Here is a 21,795-nt window from a genome sequence, read left to right as displayed (position 1 = left end):
GGGTGAAAGTATTGAAAGAACACGAGTTCCGACCAAAGCCGTTATTAACAAAACGGGAACGGGAAGTTTTTGAACTACTCGTTCAGGATAAGACTACAAAGGAGATCGCAGCACAACTATTTATTAGTGAAAAAACAGTACGTAATCATATTTCGAATACGATGCAAAAGCTTGGAGTTAAGGGGCGCTCACAAGCAGTTATTGAATTGGTTAGATTAGGGGAACTAAAGATTTAATGTTGGCCGGCTTCATTTTATGAAGCCGGTTTTACAATTTTTTAGATTAAATACACAATTTTTAATACTTAATGATCGGAAAAAATTTCATAAGCTTTTATGAAACAATGTTAACATAAAAAAACAAGTAGACTTCCCATGCAAGCATGATTTGCACCATGACGCATGAAAATGTTTTGACACAGCAATCACATCTTATGAATTTATAACCTTGATGTCGTCTGGTTTGGTCCAATTATACTGCAAATTGCATAAACACTGCTTGCAGGCACAGAGGAAGGGTCCATCGTTCCTGCAAAGAGTGGAAAAGAGATTTGCAGGCACGGAGGAAGTGTCCAGCGTTCCTGCAAAGAGTGGAAAAGAGATTTGCGGGAACAGAGGAAGTATCCAGCGTTCCAGCAAAGAGTGAAAAAGAGGTTTGCGGGAACAGAGGAAGTATCCAGCGTGCCTGCAAAGAGTGGAAAAGAGATTTGCAGGCACGGAGGAAGTGTCCAGCGTTCCAGCAAAGAGTGAAAAAGAGGTTTGCGGGAACAGAGGAAGTGTCCATCGTTCCTGCAAAGAGTGAAAAAGAGGTTTGTGGGAACAGAGGAAGTATCCAGCGTTCCTGCAAAGAGTGGAAAAGAGATTTGGGGGCACAGAGGAAGTATCCAGCGTTCCAGCAAAAGGTACAAAGGATTAGTGGAAAGCTTCTTAGCTACAGTAATTCATAATTTTCCTGCCTTTTGTAGACAAGCCGTTTCTAGAATGCCTCATTTGCTTATTTCACTGTTTTCCGGGCTTCTAGAAAGCTTCTTATTTTCAGGATAGACCGCCCAAGCAAGTGAAGGCTTGCACCATGGAAGATGAAAATTAATTTTAATCCAATTGGAACGAATGATTAACCTGCCCTATATTTGCTAATACTATTAATTTTGATATGAGCTATTTTCAGGGTAGAAATTTTAAGATTAAAGCATAAAACTCAACATTTCACCACAATTGTTCATATATTGGAAATAAAACTCTTACTAATTTCGTTGAAAAAAAAGTGTAAGTAACTTAAAATATAAAATGAAAACGTTGTTAACTAATCATTGATTTTTTATACATTTAAAATTCGAGGACTTCTTCAGGTGCAGCAAATGACGAGGGGAGAGTCACTCAAGGGGGCAATATAAATGAATGTAACACGATTATTTTCTGGTCTGTACGTTGCGTGCGAATGGGTCATGCGTTTAGCTATAGTTAATTTACTTTGGTTTGGTTTAACACTGCTTGGAGGAGTAATCTTTGGTATCACACCAGCATCTGTAGCCATGTTTACTATTTGTAGAAAATGGGTTGAAGGTGAGAGAGAGATTCCATTAGCCAGAACCTTTTGGAGTATTTACCGAAAAGAATTTGTTAAATCGAATTATTTAGGTGTCATATTAATTGCTATTGGGGTTCTTTTATTTGTAGATATTCAGTTCTTTTCTTCAATGGAAGGAGCAGTGTTTCAATTACTACACATTTTAATGCTACTTCTACTGTTAAACTTTGTTGTTATTATGATTTATATATTTCCAGTTTATGTTTATTATGATATTAAAACGCTTCAATACATTAAATATGCGATTATTATAGGGTTAACAAATCCGTTACAAACGTTAATTATTGCATTCTATTTTGTCATTCTGTATGTATTATCGATTAACATTGTTGCAGTATTTATCTTTCTAAGTGTTGCTCCAATGAGTATGCTCATTATGCTAGTTTCATATCGTATTTTTAATAAAATACAGCAACAGGTAGCGAATCAAGAGACTTAAGTAGAGTTTATAGTGTTCAAGAGTTTGGACAAACTTAATAACTAGAATGATAAAAGACCAAATCATATGATTTGGTCTTTTATCATTTTCAAACACATTTACTGAAGTTGATTTACAGAAAGTAAGCAGATAAGGTATGAGACTAATTGTTTAACCATCTATGATCTGGGTCTTCATATGGATATAATTTTCTTCCTGTTTTACCGGCCATAAACCACAGATAATATACTTGGTATCCACCTGCAGCATTTACTGGGTGGTATCCTTTATCGATGGCAAAACTGTCACCATGTCTAATAATGTGAGCTTCGTCAATACTTAAATCTTTCGTATAATGAAGTTGTACTCCAAATCCTTGTTCAGGATTTACTTGGAAGTGATATATTTCTTCTAGATCAGGTTCTTCTGGAAAATGCTCTCCATCATGCTTATGTGGAGGATAACCAGACCAGTTTCCAGGATCATTAAAAGTCTCACCTAAAACAATTCTATGTACTCTCCCCTCTCCATTGTCTGCAATAATATCATGAACCTCTCTTTTCCACTGCTCTTTACCTCGATGATTCACAACAAGTTCTTCCGGCTTTACAACAAAAGGGGAAAATTTTTCCTCTGCTAATGATTTACATATAGCTACTTCTAGTTCCGATTCTGCCGTGATGTTGAAATGAGACTGACATGGAGCATATACCGCTGTTGCTTTACCGTCAAACACATTTTTTCTACCACCTAAGTTTTCCCAAGTGTTTTCTTCAACAGTAATGGTAGCGGTACCTGATAAAATAACAAGAGCAGTTTCATATTTACCAGTCCCTTTATTAAATGATTCGCCCTTTTTTAAAGATAATTTTGCAAGAGCTAAATACTCCAATAAATTATCATCTTCGTGTACGATTTCTTGGTAACCATCTACTTGATCAGCTTTATAAAATCTTTTCATATCTTCCATCCTTTCTACTATGATAGATGACTTCTACTTTTCATATTAAGGTTTTAAAATATTAAATTCAATACCATAAAGGTTATTAAAATTTATAAGGAAATATATATAAAATGTTGTGAATGATCTGATAATTTAGTGTTTTTCAAGTAAATAAGTACTATAAAAGTACATGAATTTCCATATATAAGTATGATCTCCCAAATATTATAAGGTGTCAAAAAGAATAATTTTTTGTCAAAAAAATGAACAAATGATGAGGAAGTTTATAAAATGAAAATTTAAATGTATGTTAAACCCTTTATATATAAGGGTTTAACGTAGGTGGAACGTACTGTAAAATTTTTCTGTTAAATAGAAAACATACTTCATAACAAAAAAATTAATAATAAATATTGAAAGCGTTTTAAATAAATGATAACATGAATTTACAACGTTGTTATACATACAACAACGGGAATACACAACCTTCACAGCAGGTTAAGAAAATGAAAGTAGGTGTATAGATTTAAAGGTAATTTCATGAAAAGTTTTGTTTTAATGTAAGAGATTTTGTAGAAAGTTTGTAAAATTTTAAGGGGGCAAAAAAATGTCAAAAAAGTTTAAGTTACTATCATTGCTATTAGCATCAGTTTTGGCACTAGCAGTATTTACTGCATGTGGAAACGACGCAGATTCAAGTGAAGGCAATGGAACAAATGATAATGATCAAGCAAGTGGAGATGAAGATGTAGAGCTTCGTTTCATGTGGTGGGGGAACCAAGACCGTCACGATAGAACGTTAGCAGCTATCGAATTATTCGAAGAGCAAAACCAAAATATTACAATTAGCTATGAGTTCTTAAATTTCGATGATTTCTCTGAAAGATTAGCAACTCAATCTGCAGCAGGAAATGCACCAGACGTATTCCAAATGGTAGACCGTTGGTTACCACAATATACAAACAGTAATTTATTAGCTGATTTACAACCGTATGTTGATTCAGGTGTAATCAACACTGACAATATTGATCAATCTGCTTTAAACCCTGGTTACATTGGTGATCAGCTTGTAGGTTTTAACGCAGGTAGTAACGCATTTGCATTAGTATATGATCCAGCTATGTTTGATGAAGCTGGAGTTGACTATCCAGAGGCAGGATATACATGGGAAGAGTATTTTGAAATGGGACGTCAAGTTCAAGAAGCACTAGGTCTTGAATATGGACTTCGTAACGATGTTCAACATGACAGACATTTAGGAGTTATCCTAAGACAAAATGGTCAATGGTTGTACAATGAAGATGGAACTGCATCAGGTATGGAAGATGACTCTCTTTTCTTAGACATGATAAATACTTGGAATGAATTAGAAGCTGATGGTGTTACACCGCCAGCTGATGTACTAGAAGCAACTGGTTCTATTGAGAACTACCAAATCGTTACTGGTGATGCACCAATGCAAATCATTCACAGTAACCAAATCGTAGCTGTTACATCTGCAGCAAACCGTGAGTTTGAATTAACAATTTTACCATCAGGTGAAGATGGAACTTCAGGTCAGTGGGTAAGAGCATCATTATTCTATGCAATGAATGCTAACACTGAACACCCTGATGAAGTAGCTAAATTTATTGATTTCTTAACAAACGATCTTGATGCAAATGATATTATGCAAGGTGATCGTGGTGTTCCAATTTCTTCTGAAGTTCGTGATCACCTATACGACACTGCTGAAAGAACAATTCAACAACAGTTTGAGTACATTGATTTAATTTCTGAGCATGCAGAAGCAGCTCCACCACCACCGCCACCAACTGGACAAGAAATGGATAGATTCTTTGAAGATGTTTGGTATGAGGTGCTTTATGGTGTGAGTGATGCTGAATCAGCACTTGAAAAATACAAGGATGGTCTTGAAGATATTATCGCAAGATAAGTTCTAATAGGGTTATAAAAATTTGAAAAAGTAAAAGTAGAAGCCATTTTATAATGGCTTCTACTCCCTCAAGGAGGTTCAACATGGAAAATGAGGTAAAAAACCAGAGTGATTTACAGAGCATTTTTGATGCAAATCGAAAAAAGAGAAGAAGAAAAAACAATTTAATTGCAGTATCTTTCTTGTCTCCATGGCTACTTGGTTTTTTTGGATTTGTACTAGGACCAATGCTTTATTCATTATATTTATCTTTTACAAGCTACAGTATGTTAACAGCTCCATCTTGGGTAGGGCTTGATAACTATATCCGTATTTTCACTAACGACAATTTATTTTGGCTCTCATTGAGGGTTACTTTACTTTTCGTTGTAGTAGCAACTCCGTTACGATTGGCATTTGCCCTTACAGTAGCAATAATTATGAATACAGGTCATAAAGGTTCTGGATTCTACACACTAATTTATTACGTTCCTTCCATTATTGGAGGAAGTGTTGCCATCGCCGTTATTTGGAGACAAATTTGGGGTAGAGATGGTGCGTTAAATGAAATTTTAGGTTGGTTTGGATTTGAAGCTAATTATAACTGGTTCTCACATCCTGATTTTGCCATTTGGGTACTAATATTCTTAATCGTATGGCAGTTCGGATCACCAATGGTTATATTCTTAGCTGGTTTACGACAAATACCACAAGAATTATACGAAGCTGCTTCAGTTGATGGAGCTAATAAAATTCATAAATTCTTTAAGATTACAATGCCATTGATTACACCAGTATTATTCTTTAACTTAATTTTCCAAATGATTAACTCATTTATGACGTTTACGCAAGCTTTCTTAGTAACAGAAGGTGGACCGATTAACCGTACGTTATTCTATGCTTTATACTTATACCGAGAAGCATTTACTAACTTCCGAATGGGATACGCTTCTGCACTAGCATGGATTTTACTTATCGTAATCGGAACGTGTACATGGCTAGTGTTTAAGTCATCTAAGAAGTGGGTTTACTATGAGTCGGAAGGAGGCAAATAATAATGGATGAACGTAAAACGTTAAGACAAATAATTATATATCATACATTTGTTGGTGGTTTAGGTTTCGTTATGCTTTATCCTATTTTATGGATGTTTGCGAGTTCACTTAAGCCTGAGCATGAAATCTTTTTAAATGCAGCATCTTTAATTCCTTCCGAATTTCGTTGGGAAAACTATGCTATCGGTTGGGAAGGGTTCGGACGATATGGGTTTGATTTATTCTTCAGAAACTCGTTATTCGTTACAACTCTAGCTGTTATTGGTGCATTATTCTGTTCAACTGTTGTTGCATTCGCCTTTGCACGTTTACAGTTTAAATTTCAATCTGTTTTATTTGCTTGTTTATTAGCAACAGTAATGTTACCTATGCAGGTTACATTAATTCCACAATACATTTTATTCCATAACTTAGGATGGGTTAACACATTCTTACCATTAATTGTTCCTACATTTATTGGTGGTTCACCATTCTTTATCTTCCTGATGGTACAGTTCATCCGTGGTATACCGCGTGAGTTAGATGAAGCTGCGATCATTGATGGTTGTTCATGGTATGGAGTATTCTGGTATGTTATTTTACCATTAACTAAGCCAGCCTTAGTTACAGTTATGATTTTCCAATTTATGTGGACTTGGGATGACTTCTTATCTCCATTAATTTACCTACAAAATGCTAACTTATATACAGTTGCCTTAGGTTTACGTGGGTTCTCGGATCCTGATAACTTAACAGCGTGGGGACCATTAATTGCGATGTCATCATTATCCTTGTTACCACAGTTTGTACTATTCCTTTTCTGTCAAAAATATTTGGTAAAAGGTATTGCTACAACTGGTATTAAATAATAGAAATTAAAAGATAAGAATTATATAAAACGAAAAAGGGTGGATTACTGTAATGAAAAAATACGCAATTTGTGGTTTAAGTAGAAGAGCATTAAATCTATTTATGAAACCCATGATTGAAACATTTTCTACACGCACCAAGATTGTCGGTTTATTAGATTCTGATTCTAAAAGGTTTGAGGTATGTAAAACTACATACCCAAGCCTTGAGAATGTTCCTGAATATAAAGAAGAAGATTTTGATCAAATGATCGCTGAAACTAATCCTGATGTTGTTATTGTTGCTGGTAGAGATGACTCTCACATAACTTACATCATCAAGGCATTAGAAAAAGACATTGATGTATTAGTAGAGAAGCCAATGGTTACTACTGCAGCTGATTCTAAAAGAGTATTGGATGCAGAAGCAAAAAGTAAAGGAAAGGTGACTGTAACGTTTAACTACCGTTATGCACCTATTCATCAAAAAATTAAAGAAATGATTCTTGAAGATAAAGTTGGACGAATTACATCAATTGACTTAAATTGGTATATTGATACGTATCATGGTTCAAGCTATTTTCAACGTTGGAATCGTGTGAGAGAACATTCTGGTGGTCTATCCATTCATAAAAGCTCTCATCACTTTGATTTAGTTAACTGGTGGACAGATCAAAAACCAGTTGAGGCATTTGCATTTGGTGAATTAAACTACTTTGGACCAGACAGTGAATTTAATCCTAAAAAAGAAGATGGTCGTTTTTGTGAAACATGTGACTATCAACTAGACTGTGACTACTATACTCGATGGAACTCTCGTAGTGCTACTGTTAAAGTTGAGGATGATCACGTAGGTCAAGGTGGAGATTTACAACGTAAGTATACTGGCTATCGTCCAGATCAATGTATCTTTGATTCAGAGATTAATATAGAAGATACGTACGCTACAACTGTTAGATATGATAAAGGTGCTCTATTAAGCTATTCTGTAAACTTCTCAACACCATACGAGGGTTATAGATTAGCAATTAATGGAACAAAAGGTAGAATTGAATCTGTGGAATATCATATGCCACAACGAATTCCATTCCCTACTCCAATGCAAACGATTGACTATTTCCCTCTATTTGGATCAAAGCAAACGATCAATGTTGTTCATAGAGAAGGTGGTCATGGTGGAGCAGATCCAATTATGCTAGAAGATCTATTCTTAGGGAAAGATCCAAATCGTTCTTATGAAATTTTATCTGGTGCTGAAGACGGTGCTTATGCAGTTGCCTGTGGTGAAGCTGTATGGCGCTCTGTTAAAGAAAAGAAGCCAGTGAAAATTGAAGATATACTTGCTTCAAAAGAAACACAAGAAGCATAAGAAATAGTTTTTAAAGGAATTGTCTTAGGACAGTTCCTTTTTTTTTCTTCATATACAAATGACCTATAAATTTAATGTGCTATCCATTATTTCAACAATAAAATTCAAATATATATAATTCCAGCTTCATTCTTTAATAATTTATCTGAGCATTCCCTTAGCATAGATGTACTGGTCATCACTGGAAATACTATTCTAACAGTTTTGATAAGCTCTGAACAAACTTTAATGACACTTAAGGATGTCCACAGGACTAGGGCTGTACTTTGGCGGAATTGGGGTGCCTTGCGCTTTCTTATATCTATTGCTTTTCCCTCAGGACTTTGAATATGCTTCACAGAGTAATCTCCCGGACGAAGAAAATGTGATAGCATTTTGAGGAGTCTCATTATATATATAATGAGGAAAATAAACTAAATTAATATCTATTTTGTAATTTGCAGGATATTTTTTAACGTATGCTTTCGTTTGAAAAAAAGATTAAGAAATGTGTAAAACATAGCGTGAAGTATATTGAAAGTGGGTAATAATAATAAAGATAAAGACTTTCACACAATACAGTGTTTATTCAAATTTATTCTAATTAAAAAATTCGAGGAGTGTTTTATATGGCTGAAAGAAATTACAAAATAATTGCAGAAACTGGTATTCATGCACGCCCTGCAACACAATTAGTTAATAAAGCAGGACAGTATGAATCAGACGTAACGTTAGAGTACAATGGAAAATCAGTTAATTTGAAGTCTATTATGGGAGTCATGTCTCTTGGTATGGGACAAGGAGCAGAAATCACAATAAAAGCTGAAGGTCCTGATGCAGATGATGCCTTATCTGGAATTGATTCAATAATGAAAGAAGGACTTGCAGAGTAATGTCAAATAAATTTATTGGAATTGGTGCTTCAGCTGGATATGCTATTGGAAAAGTATTTCGTTTAGAAGATCCAGATTTAACTGTAGAAAAACAAAACATAAGTGATGTAGATGATGAGATTAAACTTTTTAATCAATCCTTAGAGCAATCAAAAAAGGAACTAGAGATTATCAAAGAAAAAACGAAAGATCAGCTAGGCGACGAACATGCTGAAATTTTCTCTGCTCATATACTAGTATTAAGTGATCCTGAATTGGTTGATACCATTCGTAAAAAAGTATCTGATGAGAAAATTAATGTAGCATATGCATTAAAAGAAGTATCGGATCAGTTCGTAATTATGTTTGAATCAATGGAAAATGAATACATGAAAGAAAGAGCAGCTGATATCCGAGATGTATCAAAACGAGTACTATCACACATTCTTGGTAAACCAATTGTTTCCATAGCTGAAATTAATGAAGAAGTAATTATAATTGCTGAAGATTTAACGCCTTCAGATACAGCACAACTGGATAAAAAATTTGTTCAAGGATTTGTTACAGATATAGGAGGACGTACCTCACATTCCGCAATCATGAGTCGTTCAATGGAAATTCCAGCTGTCGTTGGAACGAAAAAAATTACGGATCATGCTAAAAATGGGGAAATAATAGTTGTAGATGGAAATGATGGTACTGTTATATTGAATCCTACTGAGGAAGAATTAACGGAATATAAACAAAAACAAAACCAATTTAATGAACAAAAAAAGGAATGGGCTAAGCTTGTAAATGATAAAACTAAGACAAATGATGGAATCCAAGTTGAATTAGCTGCTAATATTGGTACTCCTAACGATCTTGACGGAGTAAAAAATAATGGTGCGGAAGCTATTGGGTTGTATCGAACAGAATTTTTATATATGGGAAGAGATGAATTGCCTACAGAAGAGGAACAGTTTGAAGCATATAAAAAAGTTGTGGAAGAAATGGAGGGTAAACCTGTTGTCATTCGAACGTTAGATATTGGTGGTGACAAAGAACTTCCATACTTAGATTTACCTAAAGAGATGAATCCATTTCTAGGATTTCGTGCTATACGTCTCTGCTTAGAAAAAGATGATATGTTTCGAACGCAGCTTCGTGCATTATTAAGAGCTAGTGCGTATGGAAATTTGAAAATAATGTTCCCTATGATCGCAACTCTTGAAGAATTCCGTGAAGCAAAGAAGTTTCTTGAAGAAGAACGACAGTCATTATTGAATAGTGGTGTAGAAGTTAGAAATGACATAGAAATTGGTATCATGGTTGAAATTCCATCAACAGCAGTGATGGCTGGCCAATTTGCAAAAGAAGTGGATTTCTTTAGTATTGGAACAAACGATTTAATTCAATACACAATGGCAGCTGATAGAATGAATGAAAGAGTCTCATATTTATATCAACCTTATAACCCAGCAATTTTAAACCTTGTGAAAATGGTTATTGATGCATCACATAAAGAGGGGAAATGGACAGGAATGTGTGGAGAAATGGCAGGAGACACTGTTGCTATACCACTTTTATTAGGTTTAGGGTTAGATGAATTTAGTATGAGTGCAACTTCCATTTTACCAGCTAGAAGTCAAATTGCATCAATAAAGAAGGGTGATGCAGAAAAACTTGTAACTAAAGCGTTACAGTTAAATACATCAGATGAAGTAAAGGAATTAGTTGAAGAACAATTTCTATAGTTCAAAAAAGCTGCAACAGTCTTTATATTTATACTGTTGTAGCTTTTTTAATGATAATATATAGATGTACAGTTTTCATGTAATTGAAAAAATTGAAGAAACCAAGGAGGGATTGCAATGTCAAATAGTAAAGCAAAGAGAAAGAGAGAACACGATATTCGAAATGGTGGACGAGATGTTAGGAATTCCCGAGGAATGAATATGAATTTTAGTACTCACGAAAGAAAAACGAAAACAAAAAAAGAAAAGGTAGTCCAAAATATCAAGAAGCATAAGAAAAGACCCCTTCAACAAATCCATGTGGATGAAGGGCTTTTTTTTTACGCTTCTTTCAGCTTCTAATATTAAATATAGAAAAAGAAACAGTGAAATATCAGTGTAACTTTTTATTTATTTCTGTTCAGAACTCATATTTTCATTTAAAATAAATAACGAGTACGTATTTAGATGGCTACCTAGAAAATAAAACTAGTTCAGGAGTGATGGGTGACGACTCCAGTGGGATCAGCACGAGTCTCGTGTAAAAGAGAAGTAATACTTGAAATTATAAATTAAAACAGGGAAAATGAAATAAATAGTTATTTCGTATATCGAAGGGAGGGTATTAAATGACAGAACAAAAACATACCATACCAATGAGTCAAGTAGCAGATATTGAAAAATCATTGAGAATGATTGCAGATATCGTTAAACAAAAAGGACGAGAAATATTAAATGAATTTCCTATCACTCCTCCTCAATTTGTAGCATTACAATGGCTTCACGAATATGGTGATATGACAATTGGTGAATTATCCTCCAAAATGTACTTAGCTTGTAGTACAACTACAGACTTAGTAGATAGAATGGAAAAAAATGAATTAGTAGAAAGAGTGAAGGATACAAACGATCGTCGAGTTGTTCGTATTCACCTTTTGGAAAAAGGTGCAATAATTATTCGAGAAGTAATTCAACAGCGTCAAGCATATTTACAAGGGATCTTGGATAATTTTTCACAAGAAGATGTGGATTTTTTAGATAAAAGCTTACATTTTTTAAATGATGAAATGAAAAGAGATTCTAAAACGTGGAAATCATTTTAATATTAACAAAAGAGGAAGTATGCGTGTGGATAAACCAATAGGAGTGATAGATTCAGGTGTGGGTGGACTAACCGTAGTATCTGAATTAATTCGACAACTACCAAAAGAAGAAATCATCTATATTGGTGATACTGCCAGATGCCCCTATGGACCTCGACCCGAAAAGGAAGTTCGAGCATTCACTTGGGAGATGATTAACTATTTACTAACTCATGAAATAAAAATGCTTGTAATTGCATGTAATACTGCAACTGCAGTTGTATTAGAGGAAGCAAAGGAAAAATTGTCTATACCTGTAGTTGGTGTCATTCATCCAGGGGCTCTAGCTGCCCTTAAGGCAACAAAGAATGACCAAATTGGAGTAATAGGAACAGAAGGTACGATCAATAGTGGTGCATATCATAGAGAATTAACAAACATTAATGACAATGTTACTGTCCAAAGTTTAGCATGTCCAGATTTTGTTCCATTAGTAGAAAAGGGAATATTCTTTGGAGATGTAGCTTGTAAAACAGTAACAGAGGGACTAAAGCCAATATTAGCTACCGAGATTGATAGTTTAATACTTGGTTGTACACATTACCCATTATTAGCTCCGTTAATTCAAGAAATTGCAGGTGAAAAAGTAGAGATTATTTGTTCAGGTGATGAGACAGCCCGTGAGGTAAGTGCCCTTTTATATCATAAAGATTTATTATATACAGGAGATCGCTTACCTAATCAATTGTTTTATGCTACCGGATCTGATTCGATGTTTGAGCAAATTGCTAAGCAATGGCTTTTATTAGATGAAGTGACAGTAGAAAAAATTCATTTAACATAATATAAAGGCTTTCCTATAATCATAGATTTAGGAAAGTCTTTTTTAAAAGAAAGTATAAAATTATAATATTTGCTATTATTTTTGCTGCTATCTGTTCAAATTCATCAGCTACTTTACGAGGAAAGAACTTTTCTATAGGCTTTTGTCTTTTCCTCTACTAGTATTACTATGATACTTTATCAATCAAGACAACTCATAGTTTATTCGACATGTTAATGCTCGCAGCTATTGCTCTTCCCCATCTAGTCACGCACCATCATCCCCAAAATCAAAGTTCTACTATTAACATCACCCTCCTTTAACATATCCTTTTTATTTCAAAACCAACTATTGCCCCTAAGAGTGCTCAGAAAATAATGATGATTGAAAGGTTCTGATATTCTCTTGGTCTAAAATAAATTATAGCTCGTATATATATTAGTACAAACTGTCAAGGGAGGAATAAGTATGCGTCGCCTAAAAGGAAAATTAGGGTGGCTGTTGACTATTGTAACAGCTATCACACTCACGGCATGTGGATCGGATCCAGTGAATGATATTGATGATGTATTAAAAGATATTGATCCGCCACAACAAATAGAATATATGGAAGAAGATGAAGAGGTTTCGTTAGAGGTGATGGAGGATGAAAATGGAACAATTGGAGATCCTGCTACGGATTTAGATGCTGACGGAATTACTGATCAAGAGGAAGTAGAGGAAAAAGGTGGAACTGTTAGTGAATCTGTTATGCGAGAGCTTTATTTAATGGATAGAAATGGTTTAGTAGCTCCTCAAACATTAACTATTCCAACGGGAGAAAATGAAGTAGAAAAAGTGGTGGAATACTTAGTAAATGGAGGCCCTGTAACGGAGGTGTTGCCAAGTGGTTTCCAAGCAGTACTTCCTTCAGGTACAGAAATCTTAGGTGCTGAAGTATCCTCAGATGGTATTGTGACAATTGATTTTTCAGAAGAATTTTCTGATTATCATCCAAACCAAGAGCTGCAAGTGCTACAAGCTCTAACATGGACTGTAACACAATTAAGTGATGTAAATCGTCTAATGATAAAAGTTGAGGGAGAGCAGTTAGAAATGATGCCTCAAAATGGGACACCAATAGCAAGTGGTTATACACGTGCACATGGAATTAATTTGGAGATGAGTGATCAAACGGATCTTGTAAACACTAATTCAGTTGTTCTATATTTTTTATCGGAAAATGAAGGACGAACCTATTACGTGCCGGTTACACGGCGTGTTCCAGCACAAGAAGATGTGTATCAAGCGGTAGTTGGTGAATTATTAAAGGGACCCAGTATGTTAACGGCACTTTTATCTGACTTTGATAGTAATGTACAATTAGTGGAGGAACCGAGATTCTCTAATGGAACTTTAACTGTTAACTTTAGCAAAGAACTACTAAATAAAAATGAAGGAACAGCACTTTCAGAGGATGTTTTAAATATGCTAGTGCTTTCATTAACAGAGCAAGAAAATGTAGAAAATGTTTCATTGTTAGTAGACTCGGAAGAGACAATTGAAGTTAGTACGGGCGAAACATTATCGACCCCAGTAAATCGTCCAAATACAGTTAATACTGGTGAATACTAAAAGCTAGCAGAATTTGAAATTCCCGTTATAAAGAATTATCATAAAGAGGTTAGCATCCAATGCAACCTCTTTTTTTGCTGTTTAGGAAATACTGATCTTAAAAAAATTAGACTTTGTTAAAGAAAAAGTGGACCGTAACGAATGATAACTTATCACAATTTTCAGGGCAGTAAGTTTTATTATTTTAAAAGGAGTGTACATAAATCATGAGACATGATGATAGAAAGACAGACGAAATGCGAAGAGTAGAAATTTCAACAAATTTTATAAAACATCCAGAAGGGTCCGTTCTAATTTCTTTCGGTGATACGAAAGTTATCTGTACGGCAAGTGTTGAAGAAAGAGTGCCCCCATTTATGAGAGGACAAGGAAAGGGATGGGTTACTGCAGAATATTCTATGCTTCCAAGAGCAACTGAACAGCGAAATATACGAGAGTCTTCGAAAGGGAAGGTTTCCGGCAGAACAATGGAGATACAGAGGCTAATAGGTAGAGCATTACGGTCTGTAGTTGATTTAAATGCTATTGGAGAAAGAACTGTTTGGATTGATTGTGATGTAATTCAAGCAGATGGTGGCACGCGGACCGCTTCCGTAACAGGTGCATTTGTTGCAATGGTATTGGCATTTAATAAACTAATGGATTCAAAAATTATATCGAAATTTCCTGTCAAAAGCTTTTTAGCTGCAATTTCTGTAGGAATTATTGAAAAAGAAGGAGCTATTTTAGATTTAAATTATATCGAGGATTCAAGTGCTCATGTGGATATGAATGTAATTATGACTGGAGATGGAAAATTTGTAGAAGTTCAAGGAACTGGTGAGGAAGCAACGTTTTCTAGGTCTGAATTAAATGCTATGCTTGATTTAGCTGAAAAGGGAATTAGTGAGTTATTTTCTCTTCAAAAAGAAGCGATCGGAGATGGGGCAGATAAATTATCCACTCCTACATTAAAGGGAAATGAAACAAAACAATATGACGAAGGTCCAGTATCATGAAAATAAATGAAATTTTTATTGCAACTATGAATAAAGGAAAGGTAGCGGAGTTTGAAGCTTTTTTTATTGATCAAGGTATTACTGTAAAATCATTACTTGATTTAGAAGAGGAAATAGAGATTATCGAGGATGGAAAAACATTTGAAGAAAACGCAATAAAAAAAGCAGAAGAAATAGGGAAGAGAATAAATAAGCCAGTTATTGCTGATGATTCAGGACTTGAGGTTGATGCATTAGGCGGAAAGCCAGGAATATATTCAGCTCGATATGCTGGTACAGAAAAAAGTGATCAGGCAAATATTTATAAGCTATTAAATGAGATGAGTAGCGTGCCCACAGATAAACGAACGGCCCGCTTTGTTTGTGCATTAGCAGTTTATATTCCAGGCTCTAAAACCAAGGTTGTTCGAGGGATATGTGAAGGAATAATCACGGAAGTGGAAAAAGGCAATAAAGGATTTGGGTATGACCCGATATTTTATTTACCTGAGCTTGGAAAAACCATGAGTCAAATAGATAGAAGTGAAAAAAATAAAAGAAGTCATCGATACGATGCATTAAAAAAGTTAAAAAATAATTGGAATGAATGGATGTAACCTAGAAAAAACATTCAATTATAAAAGTAGTAGTTAGAAATAGTTAGAAAAGGGGTAAGGTGAGGGGTTTATGAGAGCTTTAGTTATGAGTGATAGCCATGGGTGGACAAACGAAGTGCAGGAGATTGTACAGCGTCATGAACAAGAAGTAGATATTATTTTTCATTGTGGAGATTCGGAGCTTAAAAAGGATTCTTTAACAGCTGAAACAGTTAACACTGTACGTGGAAACTGTGATTTTGATGAAAGTTTTCCAAATGAATTGACAAAAGATGTGAATGGAGTAAGGTTCTTCGTCACCCACGGTCATTTACAAAATGTTAAAATGAATGAAATGATTCTTCTATATAGAGGGCTAGAACTAGGTGCTCATATCGTTTGTTTTGGTCATACTCATATACCTACGGCTATACAAAAAGACGACATTATTTTAGTTAATCCAGGAAGTATGCGTCTCCCCAGGCATGGAACTATAGGTACATATGCGATTATAAAAAAAGTCGAGAATCAAATAGAAGTAATCTATTATACGATGGATGGCCAACTCGAGAAGAACTTAAGTAAAATATTTTTAATAAACTGTTGACTTTTTATTGAGAATTGTATATATTAATTATTGTCGCTGTTAATTGTACTGTTCTCAAACGCGGGTGTAGTTTAGTGGTAAAACCTCAGCCTTCCAAGCTGATGTCGTGAGTTCGATTCTCATCACCCGCTCCATTAAATAGTCCCAGTAGCTCAGCTGGATAGAGCAACGGCCTTCTAAGCCGTCGGTCGGGAGTTCGAATCTCTCCTGGGACGCCATACATATTCTAATAAGCGTCTGTTACGAAAATAAATCGTAGTGGGCGTTTTTTTATATTCTTTCTTTATTTCATCCATATCATTAGGAATATTTAGCTATGAATAAGCCATATTAAAAACGTGGTGTTACGGAAAAATTTCCATTGTAATACTTATTTTTTAATTAGCTTAGGAGGTAAATCAAATGACTGATATGAATCATGAGAAAAATACGTCAAACAAAAGCATGCAAAAAGGACAGGCATCTAAGAGTAAATTTCAAGAAGAAAAGGCACCTGGATATGGTGACAAAAAATTAGAAGGACCAAACAGACCGTCTGAATAAAAAATTCACTTTTAATGAAGCGCATGGGAGCTATCCATGCGCTTTAATTTACAAATATTAATTGATGCACTTTCCACACAAAAGATACGAAAATGTTTAATTATTTGTTTTTCCTCATTTGAATTGGTAAACTTAATAAAAGGTAAAAATCCCTAACATATTTCATACTAAGAATGGGAAATGGTTATACATATCGTTATTGTTGTAAATTTATTTAATTTGAAATGTGTCATTTTAATATTGACTTGACGCTATTATAATGTAAGAGAGACAAGTGACATAAATAAATCGTACAAAATTTTAAAAAGGTGGTCTATTACATGGGGAAGCAAGCAAATAGTCATGAAGACAATGTCATTCTTTTTCCAGGTCTTGTGACTAGGCTTGTTGAGAAAGGGATGTCTTCATTAAAAGAAAAGAAATATTATGATGCTCTTAAGTTTTTCCAACAGTCCACAGAATTGGAACCTACTCATCCACAAGCTAGATATGGTCTTGTCATTACTAATATTGAATTAAATCGTCTAGGTGAGGCTAAAAAGCATTGTGAGTCTATGTTACGTGAAGGTATAGGCCAGTATTATGATATTTTACAAGTTTATGTTTCACTACTAATACAACTTGGGGATTATAAAGAAGTAGAAACGTTGTTGGAAACAGTTATATCGGAGGAAAAATTACCCCCAAAGATGGCAGAATCATTTTATCAGCTATTAGAATTTTCTAGACAAATGACGAAGCCACAAATTAATACAAAGGTAGATAACAGCTACCAAGAAGAGAATATTGATGAAATACATAATAAAGATGATTTAATTCATTTATTAGAGCAAGGGGAATCTGAACAGCAATGGGGAGCACTGCAAAAGCTTAGTCAAATAAATAGTAAGGAAATTGAAAGTGCATATTTTTCTTTCTTAAAAGGGGATGGTGATCCGGTTTTAAAGAGCTATATATTACAAATGCTTAAGGAACTAAAAGTAAAGGGAAAAGTGGAAGTAAGAAAATTTGATGAGGTTCATTATATTAATTTAGAAGAGCTAGAGGATGTTTTTCATCAACAGTTTGGTTCACAAGTAATTACAAAACTGGAGGATGAGCTAGGTCAAGAGAGCCCTTCATTATATGAAATGGTACAACACGTTTGGTGGCATTATCTATTCGCCCTATATCCTAAAAAGCCGATACCTTCCGATATTGCTTTGTGGGCTGCCGCTTTACATATATTAGGGACAATGCTAATGAATAATGAGCTACATAATGAAGATGTTGAAGAAATAGCTATAAAGTATAAAGTACACCACCAAGATGTAATGAAAGCAGTAGAGCATATGAAAGGTATAGAATCATATCTATTTATTCATAATAATGAGAATACATAACTTAGCAGAAAACGTTGAAATGAAGTTGTCTTGTGTTATAATAAAATGGTTGTAAATTGAACCGAAAAAAATAGGTTATTTTTTTGATTTTGGAGGGAAAGTATATCATGACTGTTAAATGGGAAAAATTAGAAGGTAACTCAGGCGTTCTTACTGTTGAAGTTGATAGTGAACGTGTGGATAATGCTTTAGATGAAGCGTTTAAAAAGGTAGTTCAGAAGGTTAATATACCTGGATTCCGTAAAGGGAAAGTACCACGTAAAATGTTTGAACAACGATTTGGAGTAGAATCTCTATATCAAGATGCATTAGACATCTTACTTCCACAAGCATACTCTGAAGCCATCGAAGAGTCTGGTATTGAGCCTGTAGATCGACCTGACATCGACGTTGATCAAATGGAAAAAGGTGAAAATTTAATTTTTAAAGCTACTGTAACAGTTAAACCTGAAGTGAAACTTGGAGAATATAAAGGTTTAGAGGTTAAAGCATCTGACACAACAGTTACAGATGAAGATGTTGAAGGAGAATTAAAGCAACTTCAAGAACGTCAAGCTGACCTTGTTGTAGTAGAAGATGGAGAAGTTGCAACAGGAGATACTGTTGTAATGGATTTTGAAGGATTTGTTGACGGTGAAGCTTTCGAAGGTGGACAAGCTGAAAATTATTCATTAGAAATTGGATCAGGTCAATTTATTCCTGGGTTCGAAGATCAACTAGTGGGGAAAAAAGCTGGAGAAGATATTGAAGTAAATGTAGAATTCCCAGCTGATTATCACTCTGAAGAGCTTGCAGGTAAACCTGCACTATTTAAAGTGAAAATCCACGACATTAAGCGTAAGGAGCTTCCAGAGCTTGATGACGAATTTGCTAAAGATGTAAATGAAGAAGTTGAGACATTAGAAGAATTAAAAACAAATCTTCGTGAAAAGCTTCAAACATCTAAAGATCAAGAAGCGGATGCTGTTAAACGTGAGTCTTTAGTAGAGAAGGCTGCTGAAAATGCAGAAATCGATGTTCCTGAAGCGATGGTTACGACAGAAACTGATCGTATGCTACAAGAATTTGGTCAACGATTACAGTCACAAGGTATGTCAATGGAAATGTATTATCAATTTGCACAAACAGATGAAGAGGGTATGAAAGCCCAGTTCCATGACGATGCTGAAAAGCGAGTACGTATTAACTTAACATTAGAAGCAATTGCTGAAGCAGAGAACATTGAAATTGCTGATGAAGATGTTGAGGGAGAAATTAATGAAATGGCTGAAACATATCAACGTTCAGCTGATGAAATCAAACAGATTTTAGCTATGCAAGGTGGGGTTGATACCCTTAAGAATGATATGAAAGTAAGAAAAGCTATTGATTTGTTATTGGAAGAAAGTAAAGAAGTAGCTGAATAATCCTTAAAGGCAAGGCATGATATAATCGTGCCTTGCCTTATACATAAGATCTATGTTTGACAAAAACTGATAAAATCCTATTTTTTATTTGGAAAGCTGACACCCTTTTTTCATACATAATTATTTCATTTTTAATCTAAGAAAAAAGGCTTAATCACAAACCAATGTTAGGTTATAAAATATCCGTTATTCTTATACGATTAAGTAACAGGATGGATATTAAATACTTCAAATGAATGCTTACTGTTTGACAGAGATAAGGTGATAAGATATCCTTGTGGAAATATAAAAGTAAATCTTACAAGGGCTTCTATTTTTAGAAATTTTATATCCTGTGGTACAATCCAATTGTAAGGATTCAGCTCGTTTTACGAATAGAAGTGATTAAAATCTAATTTTGCAACGTACAATGTAAGTAAGATAAAAAAAGAAATATGTATGGTGAGGATAAAAATACGCATTGAAGTATTAGTGCTTTTATGTTCTTAATTTACTGTAAGGGGTGAACGTTATGTTTAAATTTAACGAAGAAAAAGGGCAGTTAAAATGCTCCTTTTGTGGTAAAACACAGGATCAAGTAAGAAAGCTAGTAGCTGGTCCTGGTGTTTATATATGTGATGAGTGTATTGAGCTTTGCACGGAAATCGTGGAGGAAGAGTTAGGTAGTGAAGAAGAAGTGGAAATGGAGGATATTCCAAAACCACAGGAAATTAGAGAAATCCTTAATGATTATGTTATTGGGCAAGATCAAGCTAAGAAAACTCTTTCCGTTGCTGTATATAATCATTACAAACGTGTTAATTCAACACAGAAAAATGATGAGGTAGAGTTAGCTAAAAGTAATATTTGTTTAATTGGACCAACTGGTAGCGGTAAAACATTGCTAGCTCAAACATTAGCAAGAATTTTGAATGTACCATTTGCCATTGCAGATGCTACATCGTTGACTGAAGCAGGTTATGTAGGGGAAGATGTAGAAAATATCCTATTAAAATTAATTCAAGCTGCTGACTATGATGTGGAAAAAGCGGAACGCGGTATCATCTACATTGACGAAATTGATAAAGTAGCAAGAAAGTCAGAAAATCCATCTATTACTAGAGATGTTTCTGGTGAAGGGGTACAGCAAGCACTATTGAAAATTCTTGAAGGAACCACTGCAAGTGTCCCACCACAAGGGGGACGTAAGCATCCACACCAAGAATTCATTCAAATCGATACAACGAATGTTTTGTTCATTGTAGGCGGTGCATTTGATGGAATCGAACAAATTATTAAGCGTCGTTTAGGGAAAAAGGTAATTGGATTTGGGTCAGACGCTTCACAAGAAGATTTAAGAGAAGGTCAATACCTAGCAAAGATTCTTCCAGAGGATCTACTAAGATATGGTCTAATACCAGAATTTATCGGTCGTCTTCCGGTTATTTCAAGTTTACAGCCGTTAGATGAAGAGGCCCTTGTAGAAATTTTGACGAAACCAAAAAATGCTTTAGTTAAGCAATATCAGAAGCTTCTTGAGCTAGATGACGTGGAATTAGAATTTTCTGAGGAAGCATTAAAGGAAGTAGCCAAGCAAGCCATTGAACGTAAAACAGGAGCTCGTGGTCTACGTTCTATCATTGAAAGCATGATGCTTGATGTTATGTATGAGCTACCATCTCGAGACGATATCGCTAAATGTGTCATTACGGATGAAACTGTTCGAGATCTAAAAAGGCCTATTTTAGAGTCCCATGATGGAAAAGTAATTAATGAGAAAAAGGATTCTAAGGAAAGTGCATAACGTTATCCTGTAAAAGGGTTGTTTCATTAATTTATAATCAAAGGTGTCCCAAAGGAATTTCTTTTGGGGCACCTTTTTTTAAAAGGAAAGAATTTATAAAATTTTCACTTTGAAAGTTGTCTAGGAGACAGGACGTCGATGATTTAACCTTTGCCCACAGGACGTGGGCGTTCTTAGGTTAAATTGAGGCGCCATCACCTCATGTCAAATAACCTGTCCGCATAAAAAGTAAAAAGCACTTTTTAACGGCCAGAACATTTGCATTTCGGTGGGAGACAGGATGTTGATATTACGCCGTTGCC

At 34.8% G+C, this 21,795-nt stretch carries 22 protein-coding genes and 2 tRNA genes; 22 read left to right on the top strand and 2 right to left on the bottom strand.

Annotated features, from left to right (window positions below; translation table 11 throughout):
- Nucleotides 1–11 precede the first annotated feature (11 nt).
- The 3 genes from QA612_RS05395 (at nucleotide 12) to QA612_RS05385 (ending at nucleotide 2,026) form a co-directional block, all read left to right on the top strand.
- Entirely contained in the window at nucleotides 12–236 is a 225-nt protein-coding gene (locus QA612_RS05395; RefSeq protein WP_088076137.1) for a helix-turn-helix domain-containing protein, read from the top strand.
- A 314-nt stretch (nucleotides 237–550) separates the two neighbouring features.
- On the top strand, nucleotides 551–946 hold the full coding sequence (locus QA612_RS05390) for a hypothetical protein (protein WP_278282749.1): 396 nt from the start codon (nucleotides 551–553) through the stop codon (nucleotides 944–946).
- Nucleotides 947–1,393: 447 nt separating this feature from the next.
- A complete protein-coding gene (locus tag QA612_RS05385; RefSeq protein WP_278282748.1) occupies nucleotides 1,394–2,026 on the top strand; it encodes a YesL family protein in 633 nt (210 codons plus the stop codon).
- Between the two features lie 142 nt (nucleotides 2,027–2,168).
- Here QA612_RS05385 and iolB read toward each other — a convergent pair whose 3' ends face one another.
- Nucleotides 2,169–2,966, bottom strand: a complete 798-nt coding sequence (iolB, locus tag QA612_RS05380; RefSeq protein ID WP_278282746.1) for a 5-deoxy-glucuronate isomerase — start codon at nucleotides 2,964–2,966, stop codon at nucleotides 2,169–2,171.
- 589 nt (nucleotides 2,967–3,555) lie between these two features.
- On the opposite strand from iolB, the gene QA612_RS05375 reads away from it, so the two are divergent.
- The 4 genes from QA612_RS05375 to QA612_RS05360 all read left to right on the top strand — a co-directional run bounded on the left by QA612_RS05375 (nucleotide 3,556) and on the right by QA612_RS05360 (nucleotide 8,114).
- Complete coding sequence (locus QA612_RS05375) at nucleotides 3,556–4,884, top strand: ABC transporter substrate-binding protein (protein ID WP_278282745.1); 1,329 nt, start codon at nucleotides 3,556–3,558, stop codon at nucleotides 4,882–4,884.
- 83 nt (nucleotides 4,885–4,967) lie between these two features.
- On the top strand, nucleotides 4,968–5,918 hold the full coding sequence (locus QA612_RS05370; RefSeq protein ID WP_278282744.1) for a carbohydrate ABC transporter permease: 951 nt from the start codon (nucleotides 4,968–4,970) through the stop codon (nucleotides 5,916–5,918).
- A gap of 2 nt (nucleotides 5,919–5,920) precedes the next feature.
- A complete protein-coding gene (locus tag QA612_RS05365; RefSeq protein WP_278282743.1) occupies nucleotides 5,921–6,766 on the top strand; it encodes a carbohydrate ABC transporter permease in 846 nt (281 codons plus the stop codon).
- A 52-nt stretch (nucleotides 6,767–6,818) separates the two neighbouring features.
- Entirely contained in the window at nucleotides 6,819–8,114 is a 1,296-nt protein-coding gene (locus QA612_RS05360) for a Gfo/Idh/MocA family protein (RefSeq protein ID WP_278282742.1), read from the top strand.
- 104 nt (nucleotides 8,115–8,218) lie between these two features.
- On the opposite strand, the gene QA612_RS05355 is transcribed toward QA612_RS05360, so the two are convergent.
- Nucleotides 8,219–8,452 carry a hypothetical protein gene (locus QA612_RS05355; protein WP_278282741.1) on the bottom strand — a complete coding sequence of 78 codons (234 nt, stop codon included), beginning with the start codon at nucleotides 8,450–8,452 and terminating at the stop codon, nucleotides 8,219–8,221.
- A 270-nt stretch (nucleotides 8,453–8,722) separates the two neighbouring features.
- On the opposite strand from QA612_RS05355, the gene QA612_RS05350 reads away from it, so the two are divergent.
- The 15 genes from QA612_RS05350 to clpX all read left to right on the top strand — a co-directional run bounded on the left by QA612_RS05350 (nucleotide 8,723) and on the right by clpX (nucleotide 21,493).
- The gene (locus tag QA612_RS05350; protein WP_278282740.1) at nucleotides 8,723–8,986 is read left to right on the top strand and encodes a phosphocarrier protein HPr; all 264 of its coding nucleotides are present in this window, start codon (nucleotides 8,723–8,725) and stop codon (nucleotides 8,984–8,986) included.
- A complete protein-coding gene (gene ptsP, locus QA612_RS05345; RefSeq protein WP_278282739.1) occupies nucleotides 8,986–10,701 on the top strand; it encodes a phosphoenolpyruvate--protein phosphotransferase in 1,716 nt (571 codons plus the stop codon). Before QA612_RS05350 ends, ptsP begins: the two co-directional genes overlap by 1 nt.
- Nucleotides 10,702–10,818: 117 nt before the next feature.
- A complete protein-coding gene (locus QA612_RS05340; protein WP_278282738.1) occupies nucleotides 10,819–11,043 on the top strand; it encodes a hypothetical protein in 225 nt (74 codons plus the stop codon).
- Between the two features lie 266 nt (nucleotides 11,044–11,309).
- Nucleotides 11,310–11,783: a MarR family winged helix-turn-helix transcriptional regulator gene (locus QA612_RS05335; protein WP_278282737.1), complete on the top strand. Its 474-nt coding sequence runs from the start codon at nucleotides 11,310–11,312 to the stop codon at nucleotides 11,781–11,783.
- A gap of 25 nt (nucleotides 11,784–11,808) precedes the next feature.
- Nucleotides 11,809–12,606 carry a glutamate racemase gene (gene racE, locus QA612_RS05330; protein WP_278282736.1) on the top strand — a complete coding sequence of 266 codons (798 nt, stop codon included), beginning with the start codon at nucleotides 11,809–11,811 and terminating at the stop codon, nucleotides 12,604–12,606.
- A 447-nt stretch (nucleotides 12,607–13,053) separates the two neighbouring features.
- Nucleotides 13,054–14,199: a GerMN domain-containing protein gene (locus tag QA612_RS05325; protein WP_278282735.1), complete on the top strand. Its 1,146-nt coding sequence runs from the start codon at nucleotides 13,054–13,056 to the stop codon at nucleotides 14,197–14,199.
- Between the two features lie 206 nt (nucleotides 14,200–14,405).
- A complete protein-coding gene (rph, locus tag QA612_RS05320) occupies nucleotides 14,406–15,197 on the top strand; it encodes a ribonuclease PH (protein WP_278282734.1) in 792 nt (263 codons plus the stop codon).
- A gap of 2 nt (nucleotides 15,198–15,199) precedes the next feature.
- Nucleotides 15,200–15,793, top strand: coding sequence for an XTP/dITP diphosphatase (locus tag QA612_RS05315; RefSeq protein WP_278282873.1), 594 nt, complete (start codon nucleotides 15,200–15,202; stop codon nucleotides 15,791–15,793).
- Between the two features lie 70 nt (nucleotides 15,794–15,863).
- Nucleotides 15,864–16,379 (top strand): metallophosphoesterase family protein, encoded by a 516-nt coding sequence (locus QA612_RS05310; RefSeq protein ID WP_278282733.1) that lies wholly within the window; start codon nucleotides 15,864–15,866, stop codon nucleotides 16,377–16,379.
- Between the two features lie 60 nt (nucleotides 16,380–16,439).
- Nucleotides 16,440–16,513: transfer RNA gene (locus QA612_RS05305), tRNA-Gly, on the top strand.
- A gap of 7 nt (nucleotides 16,514–16,520) precedes the next feature.
- Nucleotides 16,521–16,597: transfer RNA gene (locus QA612_RS05300), tRNA-Arg, on the top strand.
- Between the two features lie 184 nt (nucleotides 16,598–16,781).
- On the top strand, nucleotides 16,782–16,922 hold the full coding sequence (locus QA612_RS05295; protein WP_278282732.1) for a hypothetical protein: 141 nt from the start codon (nucleotides 16,782–16,784) through the stop codon (nucleotides 16,920–16,922).
- A gap of 320 nt (nucleotides 16,923–17,242) precedes the next feature.
- Nucleotides 17,243–18,304, top strand: coding sequence for a tetratricopeptide repeat protein (locus tag QA612_RS05290; protein WP_278282731.1), 1,062 nt, complete (start codon nucleotides 17,243–17,245; stop codon nucleotides 18,302–18,304).
- 107 nt (nucleotides 18,305–18,411) lie between these two features.
- Nucleotides 18,412–19,710: a trigger factor gene (tig, locus tag QA612_RS05285; protein WP_278282730.1), complete on the top strand. Its 1,299-nt coding sequence runs from the start codon at nucleotides 18,412–18,414 to the stop codon at nucleotides 19,708–19,710.
- Nucleotides 19,711–20,221: 511 nt separating this feature from the next.
- Nucleotides 20,222–21,493 carry an ATP-dependent protease ATP-binding subunit ClpX gene (gene clpX, locus QA612_RS05280; protein ID WP_278282729.1) on the top strand — a complete coding sequence of 424 codons (1,272 nt, stop codon included), beginning with the start codon at nucleotides 20,222–20,224 and terminating at the stop codon, nucleotides 21,491–21,493.
- Nucleotides 21,494–21,795 lie beyond the last annotated feature (302 nt).

This window comes from Evansella sp. AB-P1, assembly GCF_029688925.1.
In the GTDB taxonomy this organism is placed as follows: Bacteria; Bacillota; Bacilli; order Bacillales; family Salisediminibacteriaceae; genus Evansella.
This window is presented reverse-complemented; position numbering and strand designations above follow the sequence as displayed.

Coding starts and splice junctions, on each gene's coding strand:
- QA612_RS05385 (WP_278282748.1), top strand. CDS start 1,394: ATGAATGTAACACGATTATTTTCTGGTCTGTACGTTGCGTGCGAATGG.
- iolB (WP_278282746.1), bottom strand. CDS start 2,966: ATGAAAAGATTTTATAAAGCTGATCAAGTAGATGGTTACCAAGAAATC.
- QA612_RS05375 (WP_278282745.1), top strand. CDS start 3,556: ATGTCAAAAAAGTTTAAGTTACTATCATTGCTATTAGCATCAGTTTTG.
- QA612_RS05370 (WP_278282744.1), top strand. CDS start 4,968: ATGGAAAATGAGGTAAAAAACCAGAGTGATTTACAGAGCATTTTTGAT.
- QA612_RS05365 (WP_278282743.1), top strand. CDS start 5,921: ATGGATGAACGTAAAACGTTAAGACAAATAATTATATATCATACATTT.
- QA612_RS05360 (WP_278282742.1), top strand. CDS start 6,819: ATGAAAAAATACGCAATTTGTGGTTTAAGTAGAAGAGCATTAAATCTA.
- QA612_RS05350 (WP_278282740.1), top strand. CDS start 8,723: ATGGCTGAAAGAAATTACAAAATAATTGCAGAAACTGGTATTCATGCA.
- ptsP (WP_278282739.1), top strand. CDS start 8,986: ATGTCAAATAAATTTATTGGAATTGGTGCTTCAGCTGGATATGCTATT.
- QA612_RS05340 (WP_278282738.1), top strand. CDS start 10,819: ATGTCAAATAGTAAAGCAAAGAGAAAGAGAGAACACGATATTCGAAAT.
- QA612_RS05335 (WP_278282737.1), top strand. CDS start 11,310: ATGACAGAACAAAAACATACCATACCAATGAGTCAAGTAGCAGATATT.
- QA612_RS05325 (WP_278282735.1), top strand. CDS start 13,054: ATGCGTCGCCTAAAAGGAAAATTAGGGTGGCTGTTGACTATTGTAACA.
- rph (WP_278282734.1), top strand. CDS start 14,406: ATGAGACATGATGATAGAAAGACAGACGAAATGCGAAGAGTAGAAATT.
- QA612_RS05310 (WP_278282733.1), top strand. CDS start 15,864: ATGAGAGCTTTAGTTATGAGTGATAGCCATGGGTGGACAAACGAAGTG.
- QA612_RS05295 (WP_278282732.1), top strand. CDS start 16,782: ATGACTGATATGAATCATGAGAAAAATACGTCAAACAAAAGCATGCAA.
- QA612_RS05290 (WP_278282731.1), top strand. CDS start 17,243: ATGGGGAAGCAAGCAAATAGTCATGAAGACAATGTCATTCTTTTTCCA.
- tig (WP_278282730.1), top strand. CDS start 18,412: ATGACTGTTAAATGGGAAAAATTAGAAGGTAACTCAGGCGTTCTTACT.
- clpX (WP_278282729.1), top strand. CDS start 20,222: ATGTTTAAATTTAACGAAGAAAAAGGGCAGTTAAAATGCTCCTTTTGT.